The sequence below is a fragment of the Actinoplanes sp. NPDC048967 genome (assembly GCF_040649415.1).
GTDB lineage: Bacteria > Actinomycetota > Actinomycetes > Mycobacteriales > Micromonosporaceae > Actinoplanes.
This window is the reverse complement of the sequence record NZ_JBEZFL010000015.1, coordinates 94250-113537: the sequence shown is the minus strand read 5'-3', so window position 1 is coordinate 113537 and position 19288 is coordinate 94250. Positions and strand designations below refer to the sequence as shown.

19 protein-coding genes are annotated in these 19288 nt (G+C 71.9%); 10 read left to right on the top strand and 9 right to left on the bottom strand.

All coding sequences use genetic code 11. The features are described from left to right. Positions 1-6: 6 nt before the first annotated feature. Positions 7-354 carry a hypothetical protein gene (locus AB0C12_RS41870; protein ID WP_360556557.1) on the top strand — a complete coding sequence of 116 codons (348 nt, stop codon included), beginning with the start codon at positions 7-9 and terminating at the stop codon, positions 352-354. Positions 355-371: 17 nt separating this feature from the next. Here AB0C12_RS41870 and AB0C12_RS41865 read toward each other — a convergent pair whose 3' ends face one another. The 6 genes from AB0C12_RS41865 to AB0C12_RS41840 form a co-directional block, all read right to left on the bottom strand. Continuing rightward, positions 372-1571: an MFS transporter gene (locus AB0C12_RS41865; protein ID WP_360556556.1), complete on the bottom strand. Its 1200-nt coding sequence runs from the start codon at positions 1569-1571 to the stop codon at positions 372-374. A 246-nt stretch (positions 1572-1817) separates the two neighbouring features. After that, complete coding sequence (locus AB0C12_RS41860; protein ID WP_360556554.1) at positions 1818-2030, bottom strand: DUF2007 domain-containing protein; 213 nt, start codon at positions 2028-2030, stop codon at positions 1818-1820. After that, the gene (locus tag AB0C12_RS41855; RefSeq protein WP_360556553.1) at positions 2030-3418 is read right to left on the bottom strand and encodes an NAD(P)/FAD-dependent oxidoreductase; all 1389 of its coding nucleotides are present in this window, start codon (positions 3416-3418) and stop codon (positions 2030-2032) included. The genes AB0C12_RS41860 and AB0C12_RS41855 overlap by 1 nt, the downstream gene beginning before the upstream one ends. Next, a complete protein-coding gene (locus AB0C12_RS41850; RefSeq protein ID WP_360556551.1) occupies positions 3415-3603 on the bottom strand; it encodes a hypothetical protein in 189 nt (62 codons plus the stop codon). The genes AB0C12_RS41855 and AB0C12_RS41850 overlap by 4 nt, the downstream gene beginning before the upstream one ends. Positions 3604-3722: 119 nt before the next feature. Next, entirely contained in the window at positions 3723-4238 is a 516-nt protein-coding gene (locus AB0C12_RS41845) for a VOC family protein (protein WP_360556549.1), read from the bottom strand. Positions 4239-4352: 114 nt separating this feature from the next. Further along, positions 4353-5288, bottom strand: coding sequence for an oxidoreductase (locus tag AB0C12_RS41840; protein ID WP_360556547.1), 936 nt, complete (start codon positions 5286-5288; stop codon positions 4353-4355). 80 nt (positions 5289-5368) lie between these two features. Here AB0C12_RS41840 and AB0C12_RS41835 point away from each other — a divergent pair, with 80 nt between their 5' ends. From AB0C12_RS41835 to AB0C12_RS41825, 3 genes are all read left to right on the top strand, one after another. Beyond that, on the top strand, positions 5369-5989 hold the full coding sequence (locus AB0C12_RS41835; RefSeq protein ID WP_360556546.1) for a TetR family transcriptional regulator: 621 nt from the start codon (positions 5369-5371) through the stop codon (positions 5987-5989). 150 nt (positions 5990-6139) lie between these two features. Beyond that, complete coding sequence (locus tag AB0C12_RS41830) at positions 6140-6706, top strand: hypothetical protein (RefSeq protein WP_360556544.1); 567 nt, start codon at positions 6140-6142, stop codon at positions 6704-6706. Positions 6707-6769: 63 nt separating this feature from the next. Then, positions 6770-7597 (top strand): SAM-dependent methyltransferase, encoded by an 828-nt coding sequence (locus AB0C12_RS41825; RefSeq protein WP_360556542.1) that lies wholly within the window; start codon positions 6770-6772, stop codon positions 7595-7597. On the opposite strand, the gene AB0C12_RS41820 is transcribed toward AB0C12_RS41825, so the two are convergent. Continuing rightward, entirely contained in the window at positions 7598-8245 is a 648-nt protein-coding gene (locus AB0C12_RS41820; protein WP_360556541.1) for an alpha/beta hydrolase, read from the bottom strand. 218 nt (positions 8246-8463) lie between these two features. On the opposite strand from AB0C12_RS41820, the gene AB0C12_RS41815 reads away from it, so the two are divergent. Then, a complete protein-coding gene (locus AB0C12_RS41815; protein WP_360556539.1) occupies positions 8464-9228 on the top strand; it encodes an NAD(P)-dependent oxidoreductase in 765 nt (254 codons plus the stop codon). Positions 9229-9599: 371 nt separating this feature from the next. Here the strand turns inward: AB0C12_RS41815 and AB0C12_RS41810 are convergent, their stop codons facing one another. Continuing rightward, a complete protein-coding gene (locus AB0C12_RS41810) occupies positions 9600-10508 on the bottom strand; it encodes an AraC family transcriptional regulator (RefSeq protein WP_360556537.1) in 909 nt (302 codons plus the stop codon). Between the two features lie 161 nt (positions 10509-10669). Here AB0C12_RS41810 and AB0C12_RS41805 point away from each other — a divergent pair, with 161 nt between their 5' ends. The 3 genes from AB0C12_RS41805 (at position 10670) to AB0C12_RS41795 (ending at position 13100) form a co-directional block, all read left to right on the top strand. Continuing rightward, positions 10670-11443 (top strand): SDR family oxidoreductase, encoded by a 774-nt coding sequence (locus AB0C12_RS41805; protein ID WP_360556535.1) that lies wholly within the window; start codon positions 10670-10672, stop codon positions 11441-11443. Between the two features lie 146 nt (positions 11444-11589). Next, positions 11590-12708 carry a hypothetical protein gene (locus AB0C12_RS41800; RefSeq protein ID WP_360556533.1) on the top strand — a complete coding sequence of 373 codons (1119 nt, stop codon included), beginning with the start codon at positions 11590-11592 and terminating at the stop codon, positions 12706-12708. A 170-nt stretch (positions 12709-12878) separates the two neighbouring features. Beyond that, positions 12879-13100 (top strand): hypothetical protein, encoded by a 222-nt coding sequence (locus AB0C12_RS41795; RefSeq protein WP_360556531.1) that lies wholly within the window; start codon positions 12879-12881, stop codon positions 13098-13100. A gap of 12 nt (positions 13101-13112) precedes the next feature. Here the strand turns inward: AB0C12_RS41795 and AB0C12_RS41790 are convergent, their stop codons facing one another. Further along, complete coding sequence (locus tag AB0C12_RS41790) at positions 13113-16166, bottom strand: EAL domain-containing protein (protein WP_360556530.1); 3054 nt, start codon at positions 16164-16166, stop codon at positions 13113-13115. Between the two features lie 172 nt (positions 16167-16338). Between AB0C12_RS41790 and AB0C12_RS41785 the strand changes: the two genes are divergently transcribed. Further along, on the top strand, positions 16339-17949 hold the full coding sequence (locus tag AB0C12_RS41785; protein WP_360556529.1) for a chitinase: 1611 nt from the start codon (positions 16339-16341) through the stop codon (positions 17947-17949). Between the two features lie 62 nt (positions 17950-18011). After that, positions 18012-19190, top strand: coding sequence for an amidohydrolase family protein (locus AB0C12_RS41780; RefSeq protein WP_360556528.1), 1179 nt, complete (start codon positions 18012-18014; stop codon positions 19188-19190). Positions 19191-19288: the final 98 nt, after the last annotated feature.

Here is a 19288-nt window from a genome sequence, read left to right as displayed (position 1 = left end):
CGGCGAATGGCTGACGACGCACTCGAGACCACAGTGGCGCGGGAGTTGCGGGCCGCCGGACTGCAGGCTTCGTCATTCGACGAGCCCCGGGCCGGCGGCTTCGGTGTCGAACCGGACGACGGTTTCGTCTCGGTGGTCTGGACGCCGTCCGAGGCCATGAGCTCCGTCGCCTTCGACAAGATGATGGCGGGAGAGACGGAGCACGAGGCGGTCCTGCACATGGGACGGGTCAAGCACCTGATGGCGACCGCGATCCTGGAGATCCTGCGGTCCGCCGGCCTCGAGGCCAGGATGAGCTCGGACGACATGGCTCCGGCCACGGTGGAGGTCCGATCCGGCGGCGCCGCGCGGTGAGCCGCTCGCTGCGGGTCCTACGCGCCGAGCAGCCGCCGGGAAGAGGCGTGCGCGTGCACCCACCAGGCGAGGGGGAGGGCGGTCAGCACCACCGCCTGGATCGCGAGCAGCGAGGCGACGATGCCCCAGCGGTCGGCCACCAGTCCGGCTCCGAGCGCGACGAGCGCGTACAGCACGCTGCCGAGCAGCGACGCGAGCGAACCCATCGTCGCGCGTTCCCGGTCGGTGAACTCCCGCTGGAGCAGCGTCTGCTGGGCGATCGTCGACATGCCGTAGGCCGGTGAGCCCAGCAGCACCGGCGAGAACACCGTCGGCTTGACCAGCGCCACGACGTTCGCCACGGTGTCGAACAGCTCACCGGACAGCAGAGTGCGGGTCGCGCCCAGCCGGCCGATCACCCAGCCACTGACGCGGAAGCCGGCGAAGGCCACGGCGTGGCCGAAGGTCCGCCACAGGCCCAGCGCCCAGAGCGGCCACAGCCCGGCCACGAAGACCGGCGACAACTGCGCCGCGCTCTCGCTGCTGTAGCGAAGGGCCGACACCAGAGTCATCCGGCGGAGCACCGGATTACGGCGGATGCCGCGCAGGGCCGATCCGAGATGCACCAGTACGGTCGACTCCAGCGGGCCGTGCACCCGCGGTTCCCGGACCCGCCAGGCGATGAAGACACACAGGACCTGCGGTACGACCGACAGTACGACCACGCCGCGCAGGGACCACGCGTCGCCGACCACGCCCCCCACGGCCGCCGCCAGGGCGAGCGCGAGCTGGAACATCGAGTTCACCCGGCCCGAGTGCCGCGGGAACTCGTCCTCCCGGCCGGCTTCGAGCAGCGTGTCGTAGAGCAGAGACTCGTTGTTGCCGCTCCACAGTGCGGTGGCTGTGCCTTCCAGCACGACAGCAGCCAGGAGCAGGCCGTAGCCCGGAGCGGCGGCGTACCCGAGATGGGCGGCCACCATGACGACGGCACCGGCGATCATGGTGCCGCGCCGCCCGAGGCGGTCGGAGAGCACCCCGGTCGGGACCTCGAACGCCGCCGAGGACAGCATCTTCACCGCCAGGAGGCTGGCGGCGGCGGTGTACGAGCCGGTGACCTGCGCGAAGTAGATGACCATGATGGGCCCGTACAGGCGGAAGTCACCGCAGAAGTTGAACCAGCTCAGCAGGCGGACGTTGCGGGGGACAGGTGTAGCGGCGGAACGCGGACGAGCGAACACAGCGGAACTCCCGGAAAGGCGAACGGAGACGCCAGACAGCGCCACGGGCCGGTGACAGGTGTCACCTCGCCCCGGGCGACCGGGATGGGTGCTGTGTTGCTACCCGCGCGGCTCTAGCAGCCGGCGACCGCGGTCACCAAGGGGCGAACGGAAGCTCCGGTCATCGTGGTGGCCATCAGTGCTCCTCATTTCTCCGGGCGGAATGTCTCCGGGCGGACGCGCCGTAACGGCTGCAACTCTAGCGGCTCAGTCGACGTCGGCGAGCAACCGGCGCGCCGCCGCCTCGTCGGCGGCGGCCACCAGCACGTGCACCCCCTGCAGTTGCAACTGTGGCTCCTGCCCACCGGCGTCGTCGGCCGCCGAGGCGGCCCGGAGACCGTGGCTGCGCAGCAGGCCCACGATCAGCTCCGCCTCGGTGCGGCTGCCGACGACCGCCACGGACACCGCGGCGCGGTTCATCACGCCTCCTGACCGGCGGGCGCGGCCACGGCGGCGGCCCGCGCGCCGGCGATCTGCGCGTCGAGGTCGCGCAGGGCCTGGAACACGGCCTCGGAGAACGTCGGGAACGGCTGGATGACGTCGAGCAGCACCGGCACCGGAGTGCCCGTACGGATGGCCAGCGTGACCTGCTGAAGCCACTCGCCCGCCTCGGGTCCCAGGGCGCAGGCCCCGGTGATCCGCTCACCGTCCGACACCAGGGTCAGGAAGCCTGGCTGGGTGTCGTAGGCGCGGGTGTAGGTCGACGTGCGGGGGACCCCGCTGAGCTGGATCGTGGCGGTGAAGTCGCCCTCAGCCGCACCGACCGCGGCCGCCTGCGGGTCGCAGAAGATCACCCGGGGCACCGCCTCGTAGTGCGCCTCGCGCTGCCCGCCGAGGATGTTCGACGCGACGACCCGGCCCTGGTACTCGCCGACGTGGGTGAGCAGCCACAGCCCGGTGACATCGCCGATGGCCCAGAGGTTCGGCCCGGCGGAGAGCCGGCTGTCGACGGCGATCCCGCGGGGGTCCGGCGTGATGCCGACCGTCTCGAGCCCGATGCCGGTGACCCGCGGCCGCCGTCCGGTCGCCACGAGCAGGCGGTCACCGCGCACCTCGGAGCCGTCCGCTGACGCCAGCACGTACTCGTCGCCGTCGAGCCGAGCGGCGGTCGGCGCCTGGCCGAGCCGCACCTCGATGCCGTCGGCCCGCAGGACCTCGGCCACCTGGTCACCGAGAGCCCGCGGCTCCCGCGGCAACAGGCGGTCGCCGCGCTGCACGAGCGTGACGGACCCGCCGAGCCGGGTGACCGCCTGCGCCATCTCGACCCCGATCGCCCCGCCGCCGAGCACCAGCAGCCGCCGCGGCACCTCGGTGAGGCCGGTGACCTCCCGGTCCGTCCACACCCCAGGCAGTTCGGACAGCCCGGGCAGCGACGGGAACGCGGGATCCGAACCGGTGGCGACCACGACGTGCCGGGCGGTGTACGTCGTCCCGTCCACCTCGACAGCACCCGGTCCGGCCAGCCGGCCCCGGCCGCGGATCACCTCGATCCCGGCACCGCGCGCCCACGCCACCTGGCCGGCGTCGTCGTAGTTCGACACCATGAAGTCACGCCAGGCCAACGCCGACTTCACGTCGACGGTCCCGGTCACGGCCTCCTTGGCGCCGGGGGCGTTACGGGCCCCTGCCAGCGCCTCCCCGGGCCGCAGCAGAGTCTTGGACGGAATGCAGCCCCAGTACGAGCACTCGCCGCCGAGCAGCTCCCGTTCGACCATGGCCACGCGCAGCCCACCAGTGGCCAGCGCCGCGGCGCAGTGCTCCCCGGGCGCGCCGGCCCCCAGCACGATCACGTCGAAGTCGGTGCTCATCGCGGCGTCCCCTCCAGCGCGGCGGTGGCGTCCCGGTACGCCTCTTCCGCGGTCCGGCCCTGCCGGCGGGCGACGACGAAGGCCGCGTACCAGTCCCACCAGTGATGTTTCGGTGCGGTCGGCTCGTACCGGCCGTGGTTGTCCTCGGCCTCACGCAGAAGCTCGGCCAGCGCTGCGACGTCCATCAGGTGCCCTCCGTGTCGGTTGCGGAACCGGCTCGTCGCCGGTCACTTCACTCTGGCCCGGCCCGGCCCGGGCTCGCGCCCGGGAAACCCACTGGTCGCCGGGCCCCCGTACCTGTTGCTCAGACCCGGCCCGGCAGCCGGTCGGTGAGCTCCTGGAGCAGCCAGCGGTTGCCGTCGGGGTCCTCGAACGTCGCGTAGGAGGCGTAGGAGCGGCGCTGGGGGTCCGGACCGGCGGCGTGGGCGGCGGGGTCGGCGACAAAACCGGCTCCGAGGCTGCCGCCGGCGTCGTGGAAGATCTCGCTGACCGGTACGCCCTGGGACACGAGCCGCGAGCGGGCGACCTCGATGTCGTCGACCGCGAGCAGCAGCCCGCCGTTCTGGCCCGGCCGGGCGGTGGTGACGCCGGTACCCAGGATGATCGAGGCGGTCGACCCGGGCGGGGTCAGCTGCACGGCGTGGTAGCCGCCGCCGGGATCGATGTCGGCGTCGAGCCGCCACCCCAGCCCGAGATAGAAGTCCCGGGCGCGGGCCGCGTCGGCGACCGGAAGGACGGCGACCTCGAGCCGGTACGCCACGGTGGTGCCGGCGGGGCCGGCGGCCGGCGATTCGCCGCTGACCTGGGTGCTGCTGGTCATGATGACCTCCTTGGACCGAATTGTTGACAGCCCGAAGTCTTCTCCCGCGGCACCCTGGCCGCGCCCGGGTGAGGCACTGGTATGACCCCGGGACCCGGCCCACCCGGGGGTCGATCAGGCGGACGGCCGCAGGGCGCTGAAGCGTACGCCGGTGGCCTGTTCGGACAACTCCCACAGCCGGCGGCCGTGGTCGGGGTCGGTCGCCGCGGCCGACAGCCGGCCCGGTGCCGGGTGGCCCCGCAGCTCGCCCGGCCCGTCCGGGGCGATGAGCTCGCCCGGCCGGGCGGCCGGATCGGTGGCGGCATACAGCTGGGGCCGGGCGCCTTGTTCGACCGCCTGGGCCAGCAACGGGTTGCCGATCCGGCCCAGCAGGAACCGCCAGAGCGCGGTCGTGGCGCTGGTCTGCAGGCCGGTGGCGGTGTACCCGGGATGGGCGAGCATGCTGCGCACCGGGCTGCCGGCTGCGGTCAGCCGGCGGTGCAGCTCCCGGCCGAAGATCGCGTTGGCCAGTTTGGACGTGTTGTAGGCGCCCATCGGCGAGTAGCGCGGTCTGCCGGCCGGGTCGGTGGGCGGCCGGGCCTGCCGGTGGTTGACCGAGATCACGGTGACCACGCGCGGGTCGCGGCCGGCGAGCAGCAGGTCGAACAGCAGCCCGGTGAGGGCGAAATGCCCGAGGTGGTTGGTGGCGAACTGCAGCTCGTGCCCCTGCGGGGTGAGGGTGCGCGGCGGGGCCATCACGCCGGCATTGTTGATCAACACGTCGATCCGGGCGTGGTCGGCCCGCATCCCGTCGGCGAAGGTCCGTACCGAATCGGGGTCGGCCAGGTCGAGGCGCCGGACCTCCAGCTCCGCGCCGGGCCGGGCCGCCGCGATGCCGGCGGCGGCGCGGTGGCCCTTCTCCTCATCCCGTACGGCGAGCACGACGCGCGCGCCGCGGGCGGCGAGGGCCCGGGCGGTGGCCAGGCCGAGCCCGCTCGTGGCGCCGGTGACGACCGAGGTACGGCCGTTCTGGTCGGGAATCCGTGCCTCGGTCCAGCCGTCAGCAGTCATACGTCCCACTGTGCTATTGGTGGCACAGTGAGTCAAGATGTGCGCGATCAGACAGGTAGGGCCTGACGTAGCATCTGCCCATGCGATCTCGGGCCGACAGCAGCGTGGCGGAGCGGAAGCGCCAGCTGGTCGCCGACGAACTACGCGACGCCGCCCTGATGCTGCTGGCCTCCCGTGGCTTCGACGCGGTGACCGTCGACGACATCGTCACCGCCGCGGGCATGTCCCGGCGCACCTTCAACCGCTACTACGCGTCCAAGGAGGACGTCGTCGTCCGGTTCCTGGCCGACATGGGCGCCGACATCGTGTCCGCGCTGGCCGAGCGGCCCGCCGCCGAGCCGCCGTCGATCGCGTTGCGGCACGCCGTCTGGGTGCCGCTGGCCGCCTGCACCGACCATCCCGACCACATCGAACGGGCCCGCAAAGTGGTCCGCCTGGTCCTGGACACCCCCGCCCTGCAGGCCCGCTGGCTGGAACGGCAGACCCAGTGGCGGGCCGGGCTGATCGCCGAGCTGGCCGCCCGCCGCGGCCTCGACCCGGCCACCGACCCCTATCCGCGCATCGCCGCCGGGATGGCCCTGGTCGTGTTCGACACCGTGCTCCAGCAGTGGCAGCCGGGCGACGACGAGCAGCGGCTCGCCGAGCTGACCGACCAGGCGTTCGCGGTGGTGGCGCCGGCCCTCGACGCGCCCGCCGGTTGACCTTCGCGCCGCGCTGGGCCCCGGGCGTCGCTACGGCCGGCAGCGTAGGCGATGAGTCGCCGCTCGACGTACGCGATGGGCCCGGCGATCCGGCACCGTGACAGGGACGCCCGCGGCGTCCGTGCCGCACCCGATCCTGAGGAGAGCCTGATGAGGTCAGCCTCAACGATGCCCGCGACCCGGCCCGCCCCGGCGGTCAGCGGCTTCGTTCTCGGCCGGAGGTGGCGCCGGACCACCCTGATCCTGCACATCATCGCCGGTGGCGCCTGGATCGGCATCGACGTCATGGTCGCCGTCCTGGTCTGGACCGGCCGTTACGGGTCGGACGCCGAGGTGCGCGGCCTGGCCTACCGGGCGCTGGCGGCCTTCGCCGTGTGGCCGATGCTCACGGCCGGGCTCATCTGCCTGCTCAGCGGCCTCGTGCTGGGGCTGGGCACCAAGTGGGGGCTGCTGCGCTACTGGTGGGTGGCGGTGAAGCTGACGTTGAACCTGGTGCTCTGCACGCTGATCATCGTCGCGCTGGAGCCGGGCATGGCGGCCGTCGCCGCGTACGGTCGGGAGCTGGGGTCCGGAGCGCAACCTCCGGATGAGGTCTCCTCGTTGTTCTTCCCGCCGGCCGTGTCCCTGACGGCCCTGACGGTCGCGACGGTGCTCAGCGTGGTGAAGCCATGGGGCCGGATCGGCCGGCGTGATCGCCGCACTACCATGGCCCGGTAGGAGCTCGCGGGCACGCTGCTGCGGGACCCGGCGCCACATTGTCAAGGATGACGGGAGACCGTGGTGAGCACCGACGAGCAGTGGGCGAGCGGCGCGTCCCGGATCGACATGACCAGGCCGCACCCGGCGCGACGGTACGACTACTGGCTCGGCGGCAAGGACAACTTCCAGGCCGACCGGGAGGCCGCCGAAGCGATCGCCGCCGTGTTCCCGCACATCCGTACGGCGGCCCGGGAGAACCGCGCCTTCATGCAGCGCGCGGTGAGCCACCTCGCCGCCGGGACCGGCATCCGCCAGTTCCTCGACATCGGCACCGGGCTGCCGACTGCGAACAACGTGCACGACGTGGCCCAGGGCATCGCCCCGGAGTCCCGCATCGTCTATGTGGACAACGACCCGCTGGTGCTCACCCACGCCCGGGCCCTGCTGACCAGCTCCGAACAGGGCGCGACCGCCTACATCGACGCCGACGTGCGCGACCCGGAGAAGATCCTGCGGGACCCGGCCGTGCGCGAGACCCTGGACTGGTCGAAGCCGGTGGCGCTGCTGCTGGTGGCGGTCCTGCACTTCGTCGAGGACGCCGAGGATCCCTACGGCATCGTGCGCAGGCTGGTCGACGAGCTGCCGGCGGGCAGTTACCTGGTGCTGTCGCACGCGACGTTCGACCCGCTGGACCCGGAGACGATCGCCGCCATGAACGCGGTCAACGAGGGGATCAAGCCGCGCTTCTCCCCGCGTACGCTCGCCGAGGTGTCCCGCTTCTTCGAGGGCCTCGACCTGCTGGAGCCGGGGATCGTCTCGGTGTCCGACTGGCGCCCGGAGGGGGACGGACCGCGGCCGAGCCCCGCGGAAGCCACGGGCTACGGCGCGGTGGCCGCTGTCCGTCGCTGATCACCCGTACGCGATCAGACGTTCCGCCAGCTCACGGGGCCGGCTCAGCGCGGGAGTGTGTCCGCCGTCGATCTCGTCCGGGGTGATGCCCAGGCGTTCCCGGGCGACGCGGCGAAGATAGCCGGGCGGCAACAGGCGGTCGTCCCGGCAGATCAACACCCGGGTGGGGACGGCGGGCCAGGCCTTCAGCGGCGACGGCTCATTCATCCGGGTCTCGGACTGGTCGCGGCCGCGGCTCAGGGCCTCGGCGGCCAGGTCCGGCGGGACATCGTGGTAGAAGAGGGCGACTTCGTCGTCGTATCCGCCGACCGCATCGTCGCTGTAGCCGGTGTGCTCCCAGTAGTCGGCGGGTGCCTCGCCCGGAGCGGGGATCATGGGCGCGACCAGCACGAGCAGGCGCGCTGTCACCCGTTCGCAGACGAGCGGGGCGACGAAACCGCCGGCCGACTGTGCGACCACGATCAGGTCGCGGCGGTCACCGATCGCGCCGATCACCGTGTCCACGTATTCGGGCAGGCCCGCGGAGTCGTCGTCGCAGGGCAGGTCGGGGGCGACGGTGTCGTGGCCGCGCGCTCGTAGTTCGGCCTCGACCAGGTGCCAGTACCAGCCGACATCGCCGGCGCCGTGGATCAGGACGTAGGTGGCCACGAGGGGAATCTACGCTGCCGGGAGCCGCTGGGCCTTGAGGTGGTTCTGGGATCCGGCGTCTTTCTCCTCCTCCGGGACCTGGCGCTTTCCTGGGCCTGGCGGCCTCCCTGGGCCGGTGTCTTGCCCGGCCCGGCGCCTTCCCGCGCACGGGTGCACGCCCGGGACGGCGTCCTCTCTGGGCCCGGCATGAGACGGCGCCGGATGGGCACATCTGGCCCATGGCTGTGATCCTTCTGACCGGGGCGTCCGGCGCCATCGGGCACATGGTGCGCGAGCGCCTGAGCCACCACCAGCTGCGCCTGACCGACGTACGGGCCGGCGCAGGGGTCGAGGCGTTGGACGTCACCGACGCGGCCGCCGTCGAGGCGGCGTGCCGGGGCGTGGACGCGGTGGTCCACCTGGGCGGGATCGCCGGCGAGGGGCCGTTCGAGGACGTGCTGGCAGTCAACGTGCGGGGCACCGAGCGGGTGCTGCGGGCCGCGCACGCCAGCGGGGTGCCCCGGGTGGTGCTGGCGTCGAGCAACCATGCGGTGGGCCTGTACGAGCGGGCCGACGCCGGCCCGGAGGGCCTGGCCGACGACGTGCCGCCGCGGCCGGACTCCTATTACGGCTGGAGCAAGGCGGCCATGGAGGCGTTGGGCCGGCTCCATCACGACCGGTACGGCCTGCACGTCATCTGCCTGCGGATCGGCTCGTGCGTCGAGCAGCCCGGCGACGCGCGAGACCTGTCGGTCTGGCTCTCGCCCGATGACGTGGCGCGGCTGGTGGAGGCGTCGCTCGGGGCGACCGGTTGGCGGCTGGTGTGGGGAGTTTCGGCGAACACCCGGCGGTGGTGGTCGGCGGTGGGCGGTCGGGCGATCGGCTACGAGCCGCGGGACGACGCGGAGCAGTGGGCAGCCACGGTGGGAGAGCCGGACCTGACCCGGCCGGAGCACCGGCTCGTCGGCGGGACGATGGCTGCGAAGCCGCTCGGAAAGCCGTGACTTCCTCGGCCGGCTCGTCAGGCGGCGATGTTCGGTGCTGCCTCAGTCGCCGGCCGCTGGTCCGCAGCCGGCCCGGCGCCCGCGCCCGCATGGCCCGTTCCCGGGGACTGGCCCGCCGAGCGCGGGCAGATCGCCACCTCCCTCGCGGGTGCGGTCCGAGCGGGAGGTTGTGCGCCCGGTCCGCCAGCGTCCGGATCTCCGCCCGGACCTGACGCGGAGCTCGTCCTGGTCGTGCGCACCTGAACCTGAACGTGGTCACCACGGGGCAAGGGTTTCGGCAGGGCGCCACGGCGGCGGGCCAGGGCAGGCCACTGCTGGGGTGCAGATCGGCCGGGCGGATGGACCCGACCAGGCGGGCCGGGACGGATGAGTCAGGGCATGGACAGCTCGGGAGACTGGGCGGAATCGCGCAGGCGGGCAGCGTCCTGGCTCGGTGGCGCGCCGAACTGACGGCGGTACTCACGGCTGAACTGCGACGGGCTGTCGTAGCCCACCTGGTGGCTGACCGCCGTGACGTCGCCGGGCTGCGTGGCCAGCAGCAGCCGGGCCTGCTGGAGCCGGAACTGCTTCTGGAACTGGATCGGGCTCATCGCCGTGACCGCCTGGAAATTGCGGTAGAACGCCGACACGCTCATGCCCGACATCCGCGCCACGTCCTGCACCCGGAACGACTCGCGATAGTTGTCGCGGATCCACCGCACCGCGCGGGCCACGTGGGCCAGGCTGCTGTCGGCCAGGCCCAGCTGGCGTACCGTGGCGCCCTGCTCGCCGGTGATGAGCCGCCACAGGATCTCCCGGGCGATCAGCGGGGCCAGCACCGGGATGTCGCGGGGCCGGTCGAGCAGACGCAGCATGCGGACGGCCGCATCGACGAGCTCCGGCGGTGCGTCGCTGACCGCCATCGCGGACGGGGTGCCGCCGCCGGGAGCCCGGGGCAGGTCGCCGGGCGGCGCGTCGAGCAGCAGCTGCGCGATCGCCGACGGCTTCAGGACGAGACCGAAGCCGAGTGCCGGCCGTTCGGGGCTGGCCTCGGTGTAGTAGCCGGTGACCGGCAGGTCGACCGAGGCGACCAGGTACTGCCCGGCGCGGTACTCGTACACCCGGTCGCCCAGCGCGAGCGTTTTCGCGCCCTGGGCGACCAGGGCCAGCACCATGCCGGACATCGATGTCGACGACTGGAATGCCTGCTCGGCCCGGCCGATCAGGACGCCGTCGATGGGGGTGGTCCCGTCTTCACGGGCATGGCGGGCCAGCAGGGCGCGCAGTTCTCCGAGGGGCACGCAGCAATGGGAACATTGCGGTCCCGCTCCCGGCAAGGAGAGGATCAGGCAAGGGTACGGGAGCATCGCTCTACTGTTCGGCCTGTTCATGACGGTGTAATGGATTCATCGAGATCGCAGCGAGTCGAACAAGGCTCCACGAATGAACAGGTGAAAACGGCATGAAGGTCGCCATCGTCATCGGTGCCAGCTCGGGCATCGGGCAGAGCACAGCGGTCCAGCTGGCCAAGCGGGGGACGGACGTCATCCTCACCTACAGCGGCAACGGGGCCGGCGCGCGGGACACGGTCGCCGCCGTCGAGAAGGAGGGCGGCACCGCCGTCGCCCTGCGGCTCGACATCGGCCGCAGTGAGACGTTCCCGGCGTTCCGCGAGCAGGTCGTGACGGCCCTGCGCGACACCTGGCAGCGGGACACGGTCGACTACCTGGTCAACAACGCCGGGTTCGGCGGGATGTCCATGTTCGAGGACACCACCGAGGAACTGTTCGACAAGTTCATGCGGGTGCTGCTGAAGGGCCCGTACTTCATGACCCAGACCTTGCTGCCGCTGCTGACCGACGGCGGAGCTGTCGTCAACGTGAGCAGCAACTCCGCGCTGCCGACCGGACTGGTGGATGCCGGCTTCTCCGCGTACGCCACGATGAAGGGCGGCCTGAACGTGCTGACCCGTTACCTGGCCAAGGAATTCGCGCCGCGGGGCATCCGGGTCAACGCCGTCTCGCCCGGCCCGACGCGGACCCGGCTCTCCGACTCCTCCGGCGTCGCCGCCTTCGAGGCGTACCCCGAGGTCATCCCGGCTCTCGCGGCCAAGACCGCCCTCGGACGCATCGGCGAGCCCGACGACGTCGCCATGGTGATCGCCACCCTGCTCGGCGAGGAGGGCCGCTGGATCACGGCGCAGAACATCGAGGTCTCCGGCGGCTACGACCTCTGATCGGCGGGGCTGGACCGCCCCGGAGGCCGTTCCGGCGAGTCGGCGAGGCGACAGAGCGTTCCGTGAACGAAACCGCCGCCGCCGGTGACGAACAAGGTGACATGGCCATCGACCGAGGAGCCGACACCTTGTACCCGATCCGAAGAATGAGTCTCATCCTGACCGCCGGCACAGTGGCGCTGACTGCCGCCGCGGTCCCGTCCATGGCGACCGCGTCCGCGCCACCCGCCGCCGGCACCGGACGGCTGGTCCAACTGCGTTCGCTGGGTGGCCAGGGGTCGTTCGCCAGAGCCATGAACGAGCGTGGCGACATCATCGGCGCCAGCGTCGACGCCGCCGACAACTATCGGGCCGTGGTGTGGTGGCAGGGCCGGCGTACCCCCACCGCCCTGCCCGTCAAGGGCGCCACGGCCGGCGACATCAACGAGAGACGGCACATCGTCGGGGGCGTCGAGGGCGGACTGTTCCTGTGGCGCGGCCGGTCCGTCAGCTATCTGAAGCGGCCCGCCGAGGCCTCGTTCGGGGCGACCTTCATCAACGAGCGCGACCAGGTCGCCGGCACCGTGACCGACAGCAACGATGCCTCCCGTGCCTTCGTGTGGACGCGTGGGCGGATGACGATGCTGACGACTCCCAGGGGAATGGACAGCCGGGCCGTCGGGATCAACAACCGGGGTCAGGTCATCGGTGTCCTCACCACGCCCGGCGCCGCCACCGAGCGGGCGGTGCTGTGGCAGCGGGGCCGGATGACCGAGCTGGGCACCCTGGGCGGAGAGAGCAGTACGCCGACGGCGATCAACGACCGAGGTCAGGTCGCCGGCACCAGTGCGGTCGCCGGGTCGGCCGGCGACCACCCGTTCCTCTGGCAGCGCGGCCGGATGACGGACCTGCTCACCGGCACGGGCGCCACCGCCGGCCGGGTCGCGGACCTCAATGAGGCCGGGATGGTCACCGGCGCCGCCAGCTTCGACGCCCATGACTCGCGGCCGGTTGTCTGGCGGGCCGGCCGGATGCTCGACATCGGCCTGCCCGGGCACGTGGGCGCGGCCTTGGACATCAACGAGCGCGGCGACGTCACGGGCTACACCAGGGCGGACCCGCAGGGCGCCGCGGTGCCGTTCCGCTGGCGCAAGGGACAGACCACTCTGTTCCCCGAGCCGGCCAGCGACATCGCGATCACCGTCATCGGCATCGACCGGCGCGGCGTCATCGGGGTGGACCAGGAGACCTCGCAGTTCGGCAACATCGTCCTGCGGTCAGCCTGATCAGGTGAACCCACGCCGGTTGCTCAGCGCCCGGCGTGGGTTGTCCGCGCCGGAACCGGTCAGGAATCGAGAAGCGGCCGCCATCGCACCGCAAATAGCGTGACCGCCGTGAGATCCCGTCGCGGCGGCCCGCCGCAGGTTGGGGTCAGCCACTTCAGGAGGAGGTCCCCATGAACAAGTGGATCCGGCAGTTCCACCGCTGGCTCGCCATCGCCTTCACGGTGACGGTCATCGTCACTTTCATCGCCCTCGCGCAGGAGGACCCGGTGGTGTGGGTGTCCTACGTGCCGCTGCTCCCGCTCGCACTGCTGCTGTTCTCCGGCCTGTACCTGTTCGCGCTGCCGTATCTCGCCAAGCGGCGCCACAGGCGGGGCGTGGCGGCGCAGAGCTGACCGTTCACACGATCAGCGGCTGGCCGCGTCGGCGAGCGCCCGCTCCACCGGAACAGGCCGCCCCAGATAGAACCCCTGTCCGAGCGGAACCCCGCACTCCACCAACGCGTCCCGCTGCTGAGCCGACTCGATCCCCTCAGCGATGACCGTGCAATTGTGCTCGCCGGCGAATTCCACCAAGGACCGGATCGAGGCACGGCGTGCCCCCTCGGCCTCGACCCCGGCCAAGGATGCTCGACCCAACTTGAGGAAGGCCGGCTTCAACGACTCCATCCGCGCCAGAGTGTCGTAGCCCGCCCCGGCATCATCGACCGCGATCCGCACCCCGGCAGGCAGGTTGTCCAGATCAGCACTCTCGGCGTCGGAGATCTCCAGGATCAGCGGCCGCGCACTCTCGGCCAGCAACGGCTCCAACTCCCGAGGCCGCCGCAGCAGATCACCGGAGACGTTGACCGCCAGCCACGTGTCCTCCGGCAGGGCGTTCGCCGAGGCCAACGCCGCCCGGATCAGTGCCGCGTCCAGGTCGATGTGCACACCCTGTGCCTGCGCCGCCGCCAGGCCGCTCTCCGGCCGCGTGCCGTCGGCGAACCGGGTGAGAGCCTCGTATCCCACCACCGTCTGCGACTTCAGCTCGAAGATCGGCTGGAAGACCGTGAAGAACGTGAACTCCTCGAACGAGTTCGACCGCGGCTGTGGGTCCTGCGGCCCACGCCGGGACCGGCCCCCGACCGGCGCCTGCGCCGACCGGACCGCCACCAGGCCCGACGAGCCCTTGTCGGAACGGTAGTGCAGCACCGAGGCCCAATCACCGATCGCGCCGGTCGCCGCCATCGCGCGACCCTCCGAGTGGGTGGCCGGCGTCGGCTGCTGGCCGGTACCGCGGGAACGCTTGGGCTGCACCGGTCGGTACAGCCAGTTGCGCAGATGCGTGACCAGGTCCACGACGGTGTTGCCGACCCCGACGAACGCCACCATCGCGTACGTGGCCAGCACCAGGTTGAGCCCGGCGAAGACCAGGTTGTCCCACTGGTGCAGCTGCACGTCACGGACAGCGGTCCACGCGCACAGGGCGATCAGGGCCAGCGGCGCGATCAGGTACGTGGTCGCTGCGGTCGTCCGGTTGCGCACTTTCGGCGTACGTTTGAAGGCGCTCTTCTCCCCGGTCAGCAGTTGCAGGATCGAGGCGAAGCTGCCGGAGAGGTTGACCGGCAACAGGATCAGGTTGAAGCCGTAGACCCGCAGCACGTCCAGCCGCTTGTAACCACAGGCTTTCAGGTCCGCGCTCATCATCAGGAAGTACGGCACCGACACCAGCAGCAGGATCGGGTTGAGCAGATCGGCGTTGAACGGGTACGCCAGCATGACCACCAGGCACACGGAGCTCCAGAAGATGGAGGCCATGTAGTTCACCCTCAGGAAAAGCTCACCGAAGCGGTTCTTCTGGCCCCGCGCCGCCCGCGCCCGGAACTGGTCCTTGAGGCGGGACAGAATCAACAGGCCACCGTTGGCCCAGCGCTGGCGCTGGATGCACAGTGACCCGAAGTCCGGCGGCGTGGCGCTGTACGCCATCCGTTCCGGGTAGTTGTAGAGCGTCCAGCCGTGCACCCCGAGGTCGATCGTCGACTCGGTGTCCTCGATGACCGTCCGGTCCTGGATGTAGCGGCTGATCTCCCAGTCGCCCTCGTAGGCGACCTCCCGGATGTCGTCCAGTGCCTTCTTGCGCAGCACCGCGTTGGCGCCCACCCAGAACGTCGCGTCGTAGTGCGTCATGCCCTGGTGCACGATGTGCTGGATGTCGGTGGTGGCACCGGACATGCGCTCGATCCGCGTCGCCGAGCCCGGAAAGGCGCTGTACGGCGTCTGCGCCACCGCGTCCCGCTCGTGCGCGCCCTGCTCCATCAGGTGCACCAGCCGCAGGCAGTATTCCGGGAGCAGCACGCTGTCGGCGTCCAGGGTCAGCACGTAGTCCGGGTCGGGCACGATCAGCTCGGCCTGCCCCGGCCCGGCCGGCACCAGCGCCACCCCGAGCGGCGTGCTGACCTCCTGGTAGCCGCCGCCCATCAACCCGATGTAGCTGTTGAGGTTCATCGCCTTGTTCGCCTCGCTCGACAGCGAGACGTACCGCTTGCGCTCGAAGCTCGTCACCGACGCGTCGAAGACGGCCAGCAGCCGCCGGTACAGCTGGGTCAGCCGTTCCACCGGCAGGGCCGCCTCCTCGTCGGCGCCGGAGCCCAGGGCCTCGGCGATCGTGCCGAGATCCTCGGCCAGCGCGTTGAGGATGTGCTCGACGAAGAACACGTCGGTGTGGTCGACCATCTCCTGCCGCCGGCCCAGCCCGATGAGCCAGCCGGCGGCGAACCGGTACTCGGCGGCCAGGTCACGCATGTCCTCGGTCGTCGCGGCGCGCTCGTCACGCTCGGCGAGGGCTTCCTCGAACCGCTCGTACGCCGTCTGCACCCGGCCGTACGGGACGCTGAGCTCGGCCTCCAGCGCGCCCGGCAGCGCGCGGGCGGCCAGCAGCAGATCGCGGGCCGCGCGGGTCCGGGGCTGCTGCGGGTCGTCGATGAGCAGCACGACCCGCAGGCCGGGATACTCCTGCAGCGCGGCGGAGAGCAGCGTGGTGCGGATGACCCGCTCGTCCTCCTGGTACGAGGGCACGATGACCGTCACCGACGGCGTCGTGCCCTGCAGGAAGTTGTCCAGGACGATGCGCGGCGCCCGGTGGTGGGCCCGGGTGCGGTAGAAGTAGCCGATCCGGGTGATCAGGTACGCCGTCGCGGAGGCGGCCAGCCCGGTCACCACGATCATGTAGACGATCGCCTCGATGGCCAGCCGCGCGGTGCTCGCCCGTCCGGCGATGAACTGCTGGATCACCGTACCGATGAGGTAGCAGGCCCAGACGGTGATGGTCAGCACGATCGCGAGCCGGCCCCGGGCGATGCGGCCCTCGGAGATCGCCGGTGGCACCAGCGGGTGCGGCGCCGACCGCCGGTCGGCACCCCACTGGCGCGGGGCGTCCGGACGGCGCTGGTCCACCGGGTTGCGCTGCATCAGGTCGCCCTTCACTGTCGTACGGCACCGGCCATCGGCGGACCTGTCGCGCCCGTTCGACCTCCCATCGGCGTTCCGGGAGCCGTTCTTAAAGGTTTTGCCCGCCCCGGCCTTCAGTCGCCGGGGAATCTGCCGATCCGAGAGCTGGAGGGGTCCGCCCCGACGCCCCACGATCGAGAGGCCGCCCATGCTCACCGACCGCGCCGTCCCGCTGTCCGTGCGGCCGGAGGACGACCCGCTCGCCGACCCGTACTGGCAGGAACCGGAGGCTCCGGCCGAGCGCCTGTCCTGGCTGCGGCTCAGCTTCCTGGTGCTGGTGCTGGCCGGGCTGGGGGCCGGCGGCACGGTCGCGGTGCTGCACCTGCGCGACGCGGCCGGCCCGACCGCCAAGTCGTGGGCCGTACCTTATGTTGACGTCACCCTGACCCCGACGTTCGAGTTCCAGGATCCGGCGGCCAACCCGGCCAACGACGTGGCCCTGGCCTTCGTGGTGGCCGACCCCGAGGACGGCTGCGCGCCCAGCTGGGGCGGCGCCTACACCCCGGACGAGGCGGCGGCCTCGCTGGAGCTGGACCGCCGGATCAGCCAGCTGCGCTCGGCCGGCGGCAACATCCTGCTCAGCGTGGGCGGCCTGACCAACACCGAGCTCGCGGTGGCCTGCACCGACCAGGCCCGGCTGACCGCTGCCTACCGGCAGCTGGTGCGTCGCTACGACGTGCAGACCCTGGACCTGGACATCGAGGGTACGGCGGTAGCGGACCAGGCGTCCTTGCGGCGGCGTGCGCTCGCCCTGGCGACGTTGCAGGCTGAACGGGCCTCGGCGGGCAAGCCGCTGGCGGTGTGGCTGACCCTGCCGGTGGCGCCGGACGGCCTGACCGCCGACGGACTGGGTGCGGTACGCGCGACGCTGGAGGGCGGCGTCTCGCTGCGCGGCGTCAACGTGATGACCATGGACTTCGGTTCCGGGGCGGGCTCCGAGCCGGACATGCTGGAGCTGAGCACGCGGGCGCTGGAGTCGACCCACCATCAGCTCTCGGACCTGTACCTGCGGCTGGGTGTGCAGCTCACGTCGCCGCAGGTGTGGTCGCGGATCGGGGCCACCCCGATGATCGGCCAGAACGACGTGGACGCCGAGCGGTTCACCGTCGACGACGCGCGCGGGCTGGCCACGTTCGCCGTCGACAAAGGGCTGGGCCGGGTGTCCATGTGGTCGCTGAACCGCGACGCCCCGTGCCGCGGGACCTTCACCAACGTGGTCGTGCACTCCAACACGTGCAGCGGCGTACCCCAGGAGGCACTGGCCTTCTCGTCGGTCTTCGCGGGCCTGCCCGGCAGCGCGGTGGGCACGTCCGGTCGCGACTCCGTGGCGATCCCGGACCGGGCGCCGATCGTCGACGACCCGGAGACCAGCCCGTACCCGGTGTGGCGGCTCACCGCCCAGTACGTGAGCGGCTACAAGGTGGTCTGGCACGGCGTCGTCTACGAGGCGAAATGGGTGAACCAGGGCTTCGACCCGTCGGCCACGGGCAACGGTTCCACCCCCACCCCGTGGTCGGTGATCGGCCCGGTGGGCCCGTCGGAGAAGGCGCCCCGCCCGAGCCCGGCGGTGACCGGCGTGACCGACAAGTGGGACCCGGCGACGGTGTACGCCCGCGGGGACCGGGTGCTGTTCGACGCGCTGCCGTACCAGGCCCGGTGGTCCACGAAGGGTGACGCGCCCTCGACCGAGTACCCGACCAACCCGGACGACCCGTGGCAGCCGCTGTTCACGGTGCCGGGGGAGCCGCCGACGAACTGATCCCTCCGGGCGTGGCATTCTTCCTGTTCGATGCGCGCCGGGCGCGTCTGGGGGGAGCTCGCATGCTTGCTGTCCGGGTGGCGAGGGTGTTCGACGGCGAACGGATGCACGACGGTGGCGCGGTGGTGCTCGTGTCCAGCGGCCGGATCGCCGAGGTGCGGTTCGATCCGGACGCGGTGCCCGACGGCGTGACAGCCCCCGAAGCGCCCGACGGCACGTTGCTGCCGGGGCTGATCGATGCTCACGTCCACCTGAGCGCGGACAGCGGTCCCGGTGCGCTCGACCGGCTGGCCGACCGGCCGGATGCCGAAGTGTCCGGGGTCATCGAGGGGTCGTTGCGGGCCCAGCTGGCCGCGGGTGTGACGGCGGTCCGGGACCTGGGGGACCGTCGCGGGGCAGTGCTGGCCTGGCGGGCCGCGGCGGTTGCGGGGCTGCCCGCGGTGGTGGCCTCGGGTGCCCCGCTGACCACGACCGGCGGGCACTGCTGGTCGCTGGGCGGCGAGGTCAGCGGCGTGGCCGAGATCCGTGCCGCGATCCGGGAGCGGGCGGCCGCGGGCGCCGACCTGGTGAAGATCATGGCGAGCGGTGGGGTGTTCACTCCGGGGACGGACACCACGCGGCCGCAGTTCACCGACGATGAGCTGGCCGTAGCCGTACGGGAAGCTCACGACCACGGCTTGCCGATCACCGCGCACGCGCATGCCACCTCCGCCGTCCGGCAGGCGGTGCGGGCCGGGGTCGACGGCATCGAGCACTGCACCTGCGTGACGGCAACCGGCACGCGGGTCGAGGACGACCTGGCGGCAGCGCTGGCCGAGGCGAGGATCGCGGTGTGCGCCACGCTGGGCTCGGACCCCGCGGTGGTGGTGCCGCCGGCCGTGCTGGCCATGGCCGAGCGCGCCGGTCTCACCCAGGCCGGCCTGCAGGACGGGGTCGCGCGGTTGTACCGGGCCGGGGTGCGCCTCGTGGCCGGCTCGGACGCGGGGATCGGCCCGGCCAAACCGCACGGCATCCTGCCCGCCACCATCGCCGAGTACGTGGACTCCGGCATCGACCCGGCCGCTGCCCTGGCCGCAGCCACGTCGGTCGCCGCGGAGGTCTGTGGCCTGGGGGAGCGCAAGGGACGCATCCGCCCGGGCTTCGACGCCGATCTCGTGCTCGTGGACGGCGACCCCATCCGGGACATCACGACTCTGGCCCGCCCTCGGACGGTCTACCTGGCCGGCGAACCGGCTGCCTGAACCTCAGGTCATCATGCTCAGGCCGACCTGAGGATGCGCTCGGCCAGCCAGCTCAGGCCGGCGACGATGTCGGCGGGCTGCCCGGAGCCGGGCCTCAG